General features: G+C 71.2%; 11 protein-coding genes, 1 tRNA gene and 4 pseudogenes. 12 read left to right on the forward strand and 4 right to left on the reverse strand.

What is annotated here, in order from left to right; all coding sequences use genetic code 11:
- The first annotated feature begins 39 nt into the window (after positions 1-39).
- A complete protein-coding gene (gene msuE, locus QQK35_RS09500; RefSeq protein ID WP_284253961.1) occupies positions 40-621 on the forward strand; it encodes an FMN reductase in 582 nt (193 codons plus the stop codon).
- A gap of 203 nt (positions 622-824) precedes the next feature.
- Here msuE and QQK35_RS09505 read toward each other — a convergent pair whose 3' ends face one another.
- Positions 825-1,031, reverse strand: coding sequence for a hypothetical protein (locus QQK35_RS09505; RefSeq protein WP_284253962.1), 207 nt, complete (start codon positions 1,029-1,031; stop codon positions 825-827).
- Positions 1,032-1,070: 39 nt separating this feature from the next.
- Between QQK35_RS09505 and QQK35_RS09510 the strand changes: the two genes are divergently transcribed.
- Entirely contained in the window at positions 1,071-1,544 is a 474-nt protein-coding gene (locus QQK35_RS09510; protein ID WP_284255664.1) for a MarR family winged helix-turn-helix transcriptional regulator, read from the forward strand.
- Here the strand turns inward: QQK35_RS09510 and QQK35_RS09515 are convergent.
- Both QQK35_RS09515 and QQK35_RS09520 read right to left on the reverse strand, forming a co-directional pair.
- Positions 1,541-2,131 (reverse strand): hypothetical protein, encoded by a 591-nt coding sequence (locus QQK35_RS09515; protein WP_284253963.1) that lies wholly within the window; start codon positions 2,129-2,131, stop codon positions 1,541-1,543. The genes QQK35_RS09510 and QQK35_RS09515 overlap by 4 nt on opposite strands.
- A 40-nt stretch (positions 2,132-2,171) precedes the next feature.
- Positions 2,172-2,423, reverse strand: coding sequence for a glutaredoxin domain-containing protein (locus QQK35_RS09520; RefSeq protein ID WP_284253964.1), 252 nt, complete (start codon positions 2,421-2,423; stop codon positions 2,172-2,174).
- 54 nt (positions 2,424-2,477) lie between these two features.
- Here QQK35_RS09520 and QQK35_RS09525 point away from each other — a divergent pair.
- Positions 2,478-2,840, forward strand: a pseudogene (locus QQK35_RS09525) (class I SAM-dependent methyltransferase); the annotation flags it as partial.
- 418 nt (positions 2,841-3,258) lie between these two features.
- Positions 3,259-3,714: a GNAT family N-acetyltransferase gene (locus QQK35_RS09530; RefSeq protein WP_344200442.1), complete on the forward strand. Its 456-nt coding sequence runs from the start codon at positions 3,259-3,261 to the stop codon at positions 3,712-3,714.
- Between the two features lie 30 nt (positions 3,715-3,744).
- Here QQK35_RS09530 and QQK35_RS09535 read toward each other — a convergent pair.
- Positions 3,745-3,827: transfer RNA gene (locus QQK35_RS09535), tRNA-Leu, on the reverse strand.
- A gap of 124 nt (positions 3,828-3,951) precedes the next feature.
- Between QQK35_RS09535 and QQK35_RS09540 the strand changes: the two genes are divergently transcribed.
- The 8 genes and pseudogenes from QQK35_RS09540 to QQK35_RS09570 form a co-directional block, all read left to right on the forward strand.
- Positions 3,952-4,662, forward strand: coding sequence for an FHA domain-containing protein (locus QQK35_RS09540; protein ID WP_284253966.1), 711 nt, complete (start codon positions 3,952-3,954; stop codon positions 4,660-4,662).
- Positions 4,659-4,919: a hypothetical protein gene (locus QQK35_RS20435; protein WP_431311804.1), complete on the forward strand. Its 261-nt coding sequence runs from the start codon at positions 4,659-4,661 to the stop codon at positions 4,917-4,919. Before QQK35_RS09540 ends, QQK35_RS20435 begins: the two co-directional genes overlap by 4 nt.
- A 23-nt stretch (positions 4,920-4,942) precedes the next feature.
- Positions 4,943-5,155 (forward strand): FHA domain-containing protein, encoded by a 213-nt coding sequence (locus QQK35_RS20440; protein ID WP_431311805.1) that lies wholly within the window; start codon positions 4,943-4,945, stop codon positions 5,153-5,155.
- A gap of 39 nt (positions 5,156-5,194) precedes the next feature.
- Positions 5,195-6,438, forward strand: a pseudogene (locus tag QQK35_RS09550) (PP2C family protein-serine/threonine phosphatase).
- A complete protein-coding gene (locus tag QQK35_RS09555) occupies positions 6,435-7,910 on the forward strand; it encodes an FtsW/RodA/SpoVE family cell cycle protein (protein ID WP_425564932.1) in 1,476 nt (491 codons plus the stop codon). The pseudogene QQK35_RS09550 and the gene QQK35_RS09555 overlap by 4 nt, the downstream one beginning before the upstream one ends.
- Positions 7,907-9,370 carry a peptidoglycan D,D-transpeptidase FtsI family protein gene (locus tag QQK35_RS09560; RefSeq protein WP_284253967.1) on the forward strand — a complete coding sequence of 488 codons (1,464 nt, stop codon included), beginning with the start codon at positions 7,907-7,909 and terminating at the stop codon, positions 9,368-9,370. Before QQK35_RS09555 ends, QQK35_RS09560 begins: the two co-directional genes overlap by 4 nt.
- Positions 9,367-10,925: pseudogene (locus QQK35_RS09565) on the forward strand (serine/threonine protein kinase). The gene QQK35_RS09560 and the pseudogene QQK35_RS09565 overlap by 4 nt, the downstream one beginning before the upstream one ends.
- 244 nt (positions 10,926-11,169) lie before the next feature.
- Positions 11,170-11,849 (forward strand): annotated as a pseudogene (locus QQK35_RS09570) (protein kinase domain-containing protein); the annotation flags it as partial.
- Positions 11,850-12,068: the final 219 nt, after the last annotated feature.

Below are 12,068 nucleotides of genomic sequence, written 5' to 3' on the forward strand. Positions count from 1 at the left end.
GATGTGCACCGCCCGCGGGCACCGCCCTAGCGTCGGGGCATGACCGCCGTGCTGGAGGACCGTCCGCGCTCGGTCGTCGCGGTCTCCGGCAGCCTGCAGTCGCCGTCGAAGACCTCGGTGCTCGTGCGCTCGGTGGCGGATGCCGTGGCCGCCCGCCGCGACGTCGAGCTGCGCGTGATCGAGGTCTCCGAGCTCGGACCGCTGCTGGCCGGGTCGCTGCGCCGCGACACGATGCCCGCCGCCGCGCAGGACGCGATCGACGCGATCGAGCACGCCGACCTCCTGATCGTCGGCAGCCCCGTCTACCGGGCGTCGTTCACCGGCCTGTTCAAGCACCTGTTCGACTTCGTCGGCCAGTACTCGCTCGTGGGCACCCCGGTGCTGCTGACCGCCACCGGGGGCAGCGAGCGCCACGCGCTCACGATCGAGCACCAGCTGCGGCCGCTGTTCGGGTTCTTCCAGGCGCTCACGCTGCCCCTCGGCGTCTACGGCAGCGACGGCGACTTCGCCGACTACCGCATCGCGTCGGATTCGCTGCGCGAGCGCGTCGAGCAGGCCGCCGACCGCGCCGTGCCGCTGCTCGATCTGCGCGTGACGCAGGCGCGCCCCACGAACTGGTAGCCGCCGCCCGTCCGTTTTCATCCCTCGTTCGTCCCGTTGCCTCGTGCATCTTCTTCCGTTCCTTCTTCCGAAATGCAGGAGACGCGGGCGGTACCGGTCGAGGCGAGCGCGCCGCCACCGCGATCCGCCATCCCCCGATCCTGCATTTCGGAAGGTGGGTGCGCGACGGGATGCCCGCGCGCCCGGCCGGAACCGCTCTCGTCCTAGGGGCAGACGAGCCGCGTGGGCGTGTGCTGGTCGCTCGTGCGCTGCACGATGTGGTCGCTCATCTCGGCGCCGCAGATCGGGCAGGTCGTCAGGCGCGGAGCCGGCGGCCGCTCGCCGCCGCGCCCGGGGCCGAGCTGGGCGGGCCCCATGAAGGGGAAGACGGCGCGGTTGAGGCGGTCCCACCAGCGGATTCGTGTGTCCACAAACAATGAGTGTACTAACGATTAGCGCACTATGCTTGCATCGTGCCCACGACCGCTCCCTCCGCCGACCTGCTCGCCCTCGACCGCCAGGTGTGCTTCGCGCTCGTCACGGCCGCGCGCGACGTCGTCGCCCTCTACCGCGAGGTGCTCGCGCCGCTCGGGCTGACCCATCCGCAGTACCTGGTCATGCTCGCGCTCTGGGAGGAGAGCCCGCAGAGCGTCCGCTCGCTCGGCCGCAGGCTGTCGCTGGAGCCCGCCACCCTCAGTCCGCTGCTGCGCCGCCTCGAGTCGGCCGGCCTGCTCGAACGCAAGCGCAACCCCGATGACGAGCGAGCGCTCGCGGTGGCGCTCACGGCATCCGGTACCGCGCTGCGGACCAAGGCGCTCGCCGTGCCGCCGACGATCATCGACCGGCTCGGCATCGACCTGTCCGAGCTGGAGCGCATGCGCGACACCCTGCTCGAGGTCGGCCGGGCCGCGCGCGCCGGGCTGAGCTCCGCCCGGGTCGCCTAACCGCCGCCCAGCCTCCGCAGCTCACGGAGGTCGTCGACGACGAGCGCCACGCGCCGGGCCCGCTCCGCGGCGGAGAGCCGGCTCCCGAGCGACCACGCCGTCGCGGTGCGCTCGGCGATGCTGTCGCCAACCTCGTCCCACGCCTGACGCCGGGCCTCGTCCACGAGCGCGTCGAGGTGCGCGTCATCGGCCGAGAGGCGGATGAGGCGGTCGGCGAGCGCGACGAGGGCCTCGCTGCGCCGGGTCAGGTGACCCACATCGCCCTCGCGGTAGTCGGCCTGGTGCGACGCCTTGCCCGTGCGGTCCTCAGCGCGGGCGCGCTCCTCGTCGAGGCGACGGGCGTCGGCCCGGCTCTCGACCGCGAGCCGGCGCAGCTCCTCACGGGCGATCGCCCGGGCGAACTCGGGCCGGTAGTCGGCGCGGTCGCGCACCGCCCGCAGGATCACCTCGTTCTTGACGGTCATCCGGGCGGCGGACTCGGCGATGAGCAGCCCGTCGGCGACGAGGTCGTCGAGCGTCGCCGGGGGCAGGGGCGCAGGCGCCTTGAAGGTGCCGACGTCCGCGCGCCGGCGTCGCCACCATCGCATCTCTCAGATGCTATTGGCGACGGCCGTCCGGCGCGGACACCTAGACGATCGCGAGCTCCTGCAGCTTCGCCTCGACGTCGGGGTTGCTCGGCTCCACCTGGTGCGACCCGTCGGGATAGACCACGACCGGGATGTTGATGCGCCCCGAGATGCGCTGCGCGGCCTCCGCGCTCGCGGCGTCGGCCTCGACGTCGATGTAGTCGTAGGCCACGCCCAGCCCATCCAGCTGCGCCTTGGTACGCCGGCAGTCGCTGCACCAGTCGGCGCCGTACATCGTGACCTTCTCGCTCATGCCCGGTGCAACCGGCGGCGGACCGGCGCCATTCCGCTCGCTAGCGTGAGAGGCGTGCCGGGCGAATGGGACGGGACCGCGGACGCGTACGCGGCCTCCTTCGCGCACCTGTGCGCCGGCACGATCGAGCCGCTCCTCGACGCGATCGAGCGCCCGGATTACGGGACGCTTCTCGACGTCGGCACCGGTCCCGGCAGCCTGGCCCGCGCGGCCGCCGCCCGCGGCTGGCGCGTGGAGGCGGGCGACGCGGAGCCGTCGATGGTCGCGCTCGCCGCGTCGCTCGGCGGCGGCATCCGGTATCGCCAGGCGACGCTGCCGCACCTGCCGCACGCGGACGGCGCCTTCGACGCCGTCACCGCCAACTTCGTCGTGAACCACACGCACGACCCGCGCGCCGCCCTCGCCGAGCTCGCCCGCGTCGCCCGCCGCACCGTCGCGATCACGATCTGGCCGCGCCGCCGCACCGAGCTGAACGGCCTGTGGTCGGGCATCGTCCGGGATGCCGGGGCCGTCAGCCCGCCCGGCACGACCCTCTCGCCGGAGCTCGACTTCGACCGCAGCGGGCCCGGCCTGGCCGCGGCCCTCACCGAGGCGGGGCTGCACGATGTCGTGGGCCGCACCCTCGAGTGGGACTTCGCAATCGCCGCCGACGACCTCTGGGCCGGGGTCGCCGGGGGTGCGGGCACGATCGGCACGACCTATCGCGCGAACGACGACGGCATCCGGCGCGGCATCCGCAGCGCGTACCGCATCCGGACCGGCGACCTCACCGGCGCCGACGGGCTCCTGCACTTTCCGGCCGCCGCGCTGCTCGCCGTCGGAGAGAAGGGGAGTCATGACCGTCGTCGTCCGTCTCGCGTCGCCCGTCGATGCGGCGGAGCTCACGCAACTCCGTTTCGAATGGTCGCCTCCGCCCGCACCGGCTCCGCCCGCCGCCGCCCCGGATTTCGCGGCGCACCTCGGGGACTGGATGCGCCGCCAGGGCGAGCGCTACCTGTGCACCATCGCGACCGCCGGGCACGAGCCGGTCGGCATGGCCTGGCTCGCGGTCTTCGAGCGCGTGCCCAACGCACACGAACGCCTGCGGCTCTCCGGCGACGTGCAGAGCGTCTACGTGCGGCCCGGCCTGCGCAACCAGGCGATCGGTGAGCGCCTGGTGCGCCTGCTCCTCGACGAGGCCGGCCGCCGGGGCGTCACGGAGTTCACGGTCCATTCGAGCGAGGGCGCGCTGCCGTTCTACCGCCGGCTCGGCTTCGTGGGGTCCGATCGCCGACTGGAGCTCAGCCGGTAGGAGGAGGGTCGTCACGACGATCCATCGATGTGCGCGAGGGGGACTTGAACCCCCACGCCCTTGCGGGCACTGGCACCTGAAGCCAGCGCGTCTGCCAATTCCGCCACTCGCGCGTGAGATCGCTCCGTCGCGATCAACCAGGCGACATTACCATCCAGGTGCGAACCGGCTGAACTCCGGCCTGGCGCTCCCGGATTGGGTCGGTAGCATTCGGTCTACCGATCGGGAGGAGACTCCGTGGGGATTCTCGACAGCTTCGAGAGGGGCTTGGAGCGCGTCGTCAACGGCGCCTTCGCCAAGACCTTCAAGAGCGGTCTGCAGCCCCTCGAGATCACCTCGGCGCTGCGCCGCGAGCTCGACACCCGCGCCGCGGTGGTCGCGCGCGACCGCATCCTGGTGCCCAACGACTTCACGGTGCGGCTGTCGGCCGACGACTACGCCCGGATGACGGGGCTCGGTCCGGCGCTCATCGACGAGTTCACGCAGCTGGTGCAGCAGCACGCCGTCGCCCAGGGCTACTCGTTCGCGGGCGGCATCTCGATCACGCTCCAGCGCGACGACGCCCTCACCGCGGGCGTGCTGCGCATCGACTCGGCCAACCTCAAGGGCGAAGTGTCCTGGAATCCGGTGCTCGACATCGGCGGCAAGCGGTTCCCGCTGCACAAGGGGCGCAGCGTGATCGGCCGCGGGTCGGATGCCGATGTCACCCTCGACGACACCGGCGCCTCCCGGCATCACGCCCAGATCCTCTGGGACGGGCGCCGCGCCGAGCTCGACGATCTCGGCTCCACGAACGGCACCCTCCTGAACGGGCAGCGGGTCACGAAGGTCGCCCTGCCGCCCGACTCGGTCATCGAGATCGGCCGCACCCGTATCGTGTTCCGGGTGCTCGCCCAGTCCGCGTCGCCCGACCAGTACGCCGACGTCCGGCGCGAGGGCGGTCGATGAACGCCAGCAGCCTCACGCTGCTCGTGCTGCAGCTGGGGTTCCTGCTGCTGATGTGGGTGTTCGTCTTCGTCGTGGTGTTCGCCCTGCGCTCCGACCTGTTCGGGCAGCGCGTGCGCCGGATGCCGCCTCCGGCGAGTGCCGGGGCCCCCGCCGTCGCGGCGACCGCCGCGCCCCCGGCGGCCGCCACCGCCGCCGTCACCGAACCCGTCCGCCGGCAGCCGCCCTCGCCGACGACACGACGCCGAAGCGTCTCGTGATCACGAGCGGGCCGCGTGAGGGCATGGCGATCGACCTGCCGGCCGAGCAGCTGACGATCGGGCGCTCGAGCGAATCCGGCCTCGTGATCCGCGACGACTACACGTCGACGCACCACGCGCGGCTCATGCTCTGGAACGACCAGTGGGTGGTCCAAGACCTAGACTCCACCAATGGCACGTTCCTCGACGGAGTGCGCGTGACCCTTCCCACCCCGATCCCCCGAACGTGCCGGTGACCATCGGGACCACGACGTTCGAGCTCCGGCGGTAGTCCGGTGGCCACGACCTCCAGCGCGGCCGTCTCGCACGTCGGAAGGATCCGGAGCAACAACCAGGACTCCGCCTACGCGGGCTCCCACCTCTTCCTCGTCGCCGACGGCATGGGCGGCCATGCCGGCGGCGATGTCGCCTCCGCGATCGTCGCCCAACGCGTCGCCGAGGCCGACCAGACGTACTCCTCCCCGCACGACGCCGAGTTCGCGTTGCAGTCGGCGCTGATCGCCGCGAACTCCTGCTCGCCGAGACGGTCTTCGAGCACAGCGAGCTCACCGGCATGGGCACCACGGCGAGCGGGATCGTGCTCGTCGGCGGCCAGATCGTCGTCGCGCACATCGGCGACTCGCGCATCTACCGGTTGCGCGGCGGCACGCTCGAGCAGATCACCGCCGATCACACGTTCGTGCAGCGGCTGGTCGACTCCGGGCGCATCACGCCCGAGGAGGCGGCGGTCCACCCCCGCCGCTCCGTGCTCATGCGCGTGCTCGGCGATGTGGATGCCGCCCCCGAGATCGACACGAAGGTGCTCGACACGCGCCCCGGCGACCGGTGGCTGCTGTGCTCCGACGGACTCTCGAGCTACGTCAGCGACGAGCGGATCGCCGCCGCACTGCAGTCGACCACGAGCGCGCAGGCCGCGGCCGACCGGCTCGTGAAGGACAGCCTCGATCACGGCGCGCCCGACAACGTCACGGTGATCGTCGTCGACATCGGCGACTCCGACGATCCGGCGCCGCAGCACCTGTTCGTGGGCTCGGCGGCCGCGCCGTTGAGCTTCGAGGGCGAGAGCGCGCGCCGGCCGATCCGCCTGCCCACACTGCTGCTGCACCCGCTCAAGGCGAGCCAGCCGGAGGACGCGCACTTCGAGCCCGAGCGCGAGGGCTATCTCGAGGAGCTCATCCAGGAGGACCGCCGCCGCGCGATGCGCCGGCGCATCACCTGGCTCGTCGTCGTCGTCCTCGCGATCGCCGTCATCGTGACGACCGTCGTCGTGGGCTACCAGTGGACCCAGTCCCGCTACTACGTCGGCGTCGACCACGGCCGGGTCGCGGTCTTCCGCGGGGTGCAGCAGAACATCGGCCCGATCCACCTCTCGAGCGTCTACCAGACGACCACCATCGAGGTCGCCGACCTCCCCGCGTTCTACCGCGAGAGCGTTCGCAACACGCTCGGCGCCGACGATCTGCGCGACGCCCTGGCGATCGTCGACCGGCTCTCCAATCAGGCGGGCGATCAGCAGTGAGCGCCGCGAGCGCCCATCCGGTGCCGGCGGCCGCGGCGCCGGAGGAGGCGTCGCCGCACACGACGCTCACCGAGACCATCCGGATCCGGCTGCGCACCCCGGCCCGCCGCCGCAATCTCGAGCTCGTCCTGCTGGTCGGGGCGTTCCTCCTCGCCGGCGGCGCGCTCGCCCTCGTCGATCTCGGCACCCTCGGACGCGTCGGCGGCACGATGATGCTACTCGAGGCGGTGCTCGCGCTGCTGATCCTCGCCGTGCACGTCACGCTGCGCGTGGTCGCGCCGGACGCCGACCCGTTCCTGCTGCCCATCGCGACCCTGCTCAACGGGCTCGGCATCGCCGAGATCACGCGCATCGACATCGCCAAGGGCTGGACGGGCTGGGATGCCAACGGCGTCAAGCAGGTCGTCTGGTCGGCGATGGCGATCGTCATCGCGCTCGTCGTGGTGCTCGTCATCCGAAATCACCGCGTGCTGCAGCGCTACCGCTACATCGCGATGTTCGTCGCGCTCGCCCTGCTCCTGCTGCCGATGCTGCCGCTGATCGGCAAGACGGTGAACGGCGCGCGGGTCTGGATCGGCATCGGGCCCTTCAGCTTCCAGCCGGGTGAGCTCACGAAGATCGCGCTCGCGATCTTCTTCGCCGGCTATCTCGTGACCGCCCGCGACTCGCTCGCGATCGGCGGGCGCCGGCTGCTCGGGATGCGGCTGCCGCGGGTCCGCGACCTCGGCCCGATCGTCGTGGTGTGGCTCGCGGCGATGGCGGTCATCGTGTTCCAGCACGACCTCGGCACCGGCCTTCTCTACTTCGGCCTGTTCCTCGTGATGATCTACGTCGCGACCGGCCGCTTCAGCTGGGTCGTGCTGGGTCTCATCCTGTTCGTCGGCGGCGCCTTCGCGGCCAGCCGGGCGCTCGCGTACGTCGGCGGTCGCATCGACTCCTGGCTCGACGCCTTCTCGAAGACCAACTACGACAAGCCGGGCGGCAGCTACCAGCTCGTGCAGGGCATCTTCGGACTCTCCGACGGAGGCCTCATCGGCACGGGCCTCGGCCGCGGCCGGCCGCAGATCACCCCGCTGTCGCAGAGCGACTACATCATGGCGAGCCTCGGCGAGGAGCTCGGCCTCATCGGCGTGTTCGCGATCCTCGCCCTGTACCTGCTGTTCGTCTCGCGCGGCTTCCGCATTGGGTTCACCGGCCAGGACGACTTCGGCCGCCTGCTCGGGGTCGGGCTGTCGTTCGTCGTGGCGCTGCAGACCTTCATCGTCATCGGCGGCATCACGCGGGTGATCCCGCTCACCGGTCTGACCACGCCCTTCATGGCGGCGGGCGGCTCGTCGCTCGTCGCGAACTGGATCATCGTGGCCCTGCTGCTGCGGCTGTCCGACTCCGTGCGCAGCCAGCCGCGATGGGTCGTCGACACCCCCGCGGCCGGCACGGCGCTCGGCGGCCCGACCGCGAGGGGAGCCCGATGAACAAGGAGCTGCGCCGCGTCAGCATCGTGGTGCTCATCATGTTCCTGGCCCTGTTCGGGTCGGCGACGATCATCCAGGTCTTCCAGCAGCCCAACCTCAAGGCCGATCCGCGCAACGTGCGGGAGTTCTACGCGAGCTTCCAGACCCAGCGCGGCGCGATCCTGGTCGACGGCACGCCCATCGCCCAGTCCGTGCCCGTCAACGACGCCTACAAGTACCAGCGGCTGTACGCCGACGGCCCGCTGTACTCGGCGGTCACCGGATACTTCACCCTCAACCAGGGATCGACCGGCATCGAGGGCGCCGAGAACCAGGAGCTCAGCGGCACCGGCAGCGACCAGTTCTTCGACCAGGTCAACGCGATCATCACCGGCAAGGAGCCCGAGGGCGCGTCGGTGTCGCTCACGATCGACCCGAAGGTGCAGAAGGCCGCGTGGGACGCGCTCGGCGACTACACGGGCGCCGTCGTCGCCTTCGAGCCGAAGACCGGCGCGATCCTCGCCATGGTCTCCAAGCCCACGTTCGATCCGAACGTGCTCGCCGGCCACGACACCAAGAAGGTCATCGCGACCTACGACCAGCTGCTCCACGACTCGGGCGACCCGCTCATCAACCGGGCGATCGCCGGCAGGCTCGATCCGCCCGGATCGACGTTCAAGCTCGTCGTGGCCTCCGCGGCTCTCGCCAACGGGTACACGCCGGACAGCACCTTCCCCAACCCTCCCCGCCTGCAGCTGAGCGGCACCAACACCTACATCACGAACTCCGAGGGCGGCTCGTGCGGCGGCGCCGACACCGCCTCGATCAAGACGGCGCTGCAGTACTCCTGCAACATCCCGTTCGCCCAGCTCGGAAAGGATCTCGGCTACGACAAGGTGGCGACCCAAGCGAAGGCATTCGGCTTCGGCGACAAGAACCTGACGGTCCCGATGCCGGTCACGCCGAGCGTCTACCCGTCGACCAACGGCGATCCCGCCCGCCAGGAGCTCTCGAGCTTCGGGCAGGGCGACGACCGGGCCTCGCCCCTCCAGATGGCGATGATCTCGGCGGCGATCGCCAACGGCGGCGAGCTCATGCGGCCGAATCTCGTGAAGTCGATCACCAATCCCGACCTGACGACCAAGCAGGACTTCGCCCCGGAGCGCTACGGACAGGCCGTCAGCCCCGACATCGCCGCGACCATGACGCAACTCATGGTCAACAACGTCGACAACGGTGCCGCGAGCAATGCAAGAATCAGTGGAGTTCAGGTCGCGGGCAAGACCGGCACAGCACAGAACGGCGCGAACAATCAGCTGCCGTACACCCTCTGGTTCACCGGTTTCGCCCCGGCGGACGATCCCCAGGTCGCGGTCGCGGTCGTGGTGCAGAACGGTGGCGGCATCGGCAAGGCCGGCTTCGGGAACACCCTCGCGGCTCCGATCGCCAAGAAGGTCATTGAGGCGGTGCTGAGCAGATGAGACCCACGAGCGGCCTCACCTTCGGTGGCCGGTACCAGCTCGGCAACCGCATCGCGATCGGCGGCATGGGCGAGGTCTGGCAGGCCACCGACCTCGTGATCGGTCGCACCGTCGCGATCAAGATCCTCAAGGACGAGTACCTCGGCGACCCCGGATTCCTGGAGCGCTTCCGCGCCGAGGCCCGGCACGCCGCGCTCGTCAACCACGAGGGCATCGCGAACGTCTTCGACTACGGCGAGGAGGACGGCTCGGCGTTCCTCGTCATGGAGCTCGTGCCCGGCGAGGCGCTCAGCTCGATCCTCGAGCGCGAGCACGTGCTGCCCACCGACCGGGTGCTCGACATCGTCGCGCAGACGGCATCCGCCCTGCAGGCGGCGCACCAGGCCGGCCTCGTGCACCGCGACATCAAGCCCGGCAATCTGCTGATCACGCCCGACGGCCGGGTCAAGATCACCGACTTCGGCATCGCCCGGATCGCCGACCAGGTGCCGCTGACCGCGACCGGCCAGGTGATGGGCACGGTCCAATACCTGTCGCCGGAGCAGGCGAGCGGGCATCCCGCCTCCCCGCGACCGACATCTACTCGCTCGGGATCGTCGCCTACGAGAGCCTCGCCGGCCGCCGGCCCTTCACGGGCGAGTCGCAGGTGGCCATCGCGATGGCGCAGATCAACGAGGCGCCCCCGGAGCTGCCGGTCACGATCGCCGAGCCGGTGCGCAACCTGGTCTACGCCTGCATCGCGAAGCGCCCGGAGGACCGGCCCGCGACGGCCGCACACCTCGCCCGGGCCGCCCAGGCGCTGCGCCGCGGGGATGTCGCCGGCGCGGTCGCCGCCGTCCCGGGTGTCGCCGGCCACGACCCGGTCTCCTCGTTCGCCGCCGACACCTCGGCGGCCACGCGGCTGCTGCCGGCCGGCGCCGCGGCCGGCGCGGTCGGCGCGGTCGCGACCCCGGGCCCCACCACCCAGACGATCCGGCGCCGCAATCCGTGGACCTGGCCGCTCATCGCGATCGTCTCGGTGCTCGCGGTCGCGCTCATCGCGATCATCATCGTGCTGCTCATCCGGCCGACCGGGCAGGCGGCGCCGACCTCGTCGCACACCACCCAGAGCAGGACGCCGACCCCCACCCCCACCCCGACGGCCACGTCGCACCTCATCAACGAGGAGGACTACGTCGGCAAGCCCTACGACCAGGTGGCCGCGGCCCTGGGCGTCCTCGGCTACGCCGTCGACCGGCAGGACGGCCCCGCCGCGACCACCCCGAACGACGAGGGCAAGGTCTCCGGACTGAACCCGACGGGCAACGTGGAGAAGGGCAAGACCATCAAGGTCTACGTCTACGGGCCGTACCCGGGCGCTCCGGCTCCGTCGGCCGCGACCGCCCCCGCGGGGCCGCAGCACGGCACCATCACGATCGCCTGGACGCCGTACACCAGCTGCCCCTCCGGGTTCCCCTCTCCGGTTACGTCTTCAACGGAGGCGACGCGAGCGGCTACACGATCCCGTCCGGCAACACCGTCGACAAGACGGCGCAGAGCGTGGACATCGAGCTGAGCACCACCGCCACCTCGGCGACGGTGACCTACCAGGCCAGCTGCGGATCGGCCGGCCTGCAGTCGGCCGTGTCGAGTCCGCTCAACATCCCGATCGGCTGACGCGACGCGACGGACGCGGAGGAACGTCCCATTACACTGATGCGGACGTCGAGGAGGAACGCGTGACCGATCAGGAGGTGACTCCCGACGTCCGCATCATCGCCGGACGCTACCGGCTGGGGGCGCTGCTCGGTCACGGCGGCATGGCCGACGTGTATGCCGGCACGGATGCCCGCCTCGGCCGGCAGGTCGCGGTCAAGCTGCTGAAGCCCTCCCTCGCCAACGACCCGTCGTTCCGCACCCGGTTCCGGCAGGAGGCCCAGTCCGCGGCCCGGATGGCGCACCCGACGATCGTGCGCGTCTTCGATGCCGGCGAAGAGACGGTGCGCGAGGCGAGCGGCATCGAGGTGCAGGTGCCGTTCATCGTCATGGAGCGCGTCGAGGGCACCCTCCTCAAGGACCTCATCGCCCGCGGCCCCGTGCCGCCGGCCGAGGCCGTCAAGCTGGTGGACGGCATCCTGACCGCGCTCGAGTACTCGCACCGCGCGGGGTCGTGCACCGCGACATCAAGCCGGGCAACGTCATGGTCACGCCGTCCGGCCAGGTCAAGGTCATGGACTTCGGCATCGCCCGGGCGATCTCCGACTCGTCGGCGACGATCGCCCAGACCAGCGCGATCCTCGGCACGGCGCAGTACTTCTCGCCCGAGCAGGCCCGCGGCGACGCGATCGATGCGCGCACCGACCTCTACTCGACCGGCGTCGTGCTGTACGAGCTGCTCACCGGCCGGCCGCCCTTCCGCGGTGATACGGCGGTCGCCGTCGCCTACCAGCACATCAGCGAAGCGCCCGTCCCGCCTCATTCGCTCAATCCCTCGATCTCACCGGCGCTGAACGCGGTCGTGATGCGCGCGCTCGCCAAGAACAAGGACGAGCGCTTCCAGTCGGCCTCGGATTTCAAGGCCGACCTCGACATCGCCTCGACCGGCAAGGTGCCCGATCGCGTTCCCGCGGGTGACGACTTCAACGCCACCCTGTTCGGGGTCAGCCCGAACTCCACCGCGGCGTCGTCGGCGACCCTTCGCCGCCTAGCGGAGGACGGC

It is taken from the genome of Pseudolysinimonas kribbensis (assembly GCF_030161895.1).
In the GTDB taxonomy this organism is placed as follows: Bacteria; Actinomycetota; Actinomycetes; order Actinomycetales; family Microbacteriaceae; genus Pseudolysinimonas; species Pseudolysinimonas kribbensis.

Bases quoted from the DNA above. Each gene is read 5' to 3' on its own strand.
- msuE (WP_284253961.1), top strand. From the start codon at position 40: ATGACCGCCGTGCTGGAGGACCGTCCGCGCTCGGTCGTCGCGGTCTCC.
- QQK35_RS09515 (WP_284253963.1), bottom strand. From the start codon at position 2,131: ATGCGATGGTGGCGACGCCGGCGCGCGGACGTCGGCACCTTCAAGGCG.
- QQK35_RS09520 (WP_284253964.1), bottom strand. From the start codon at position 2,423: ATGAGCGAGAAGGTCACGATGTACGGCGCCGACTGGTGCAGCGACTGC.
- QQK35_RS09530 (WP_344200442.1), top strand. From the start codon at position 3,259: ATGACCGTCGTCGTCCGTCTCGCGTCGCCCGTCGATGCGGCGGAGCTC.
- QQK35_RS20435 (WP_431311804.1), top strand. From the start codon at position 4,659: ATGAACGCCAGCAGCCTCACGCTGCTCGTGCTGCAGCTGGGGTTCCTG.
- QQK35_RS20440 (WP_431311805.1), top strand. From the start codon at position 4,943: ATGGCGATCGACCTGCCGGCCGAGCAGCTGACGATCGGGCGCTCGAGC.
- QQK35_RS09560 (WP_284253967.1), top strand. From the start codon at position 7,907: ATGAACAAGGAGCTGCGCCGCGTCAGCATCGTGGTGCTCATCATGTTC.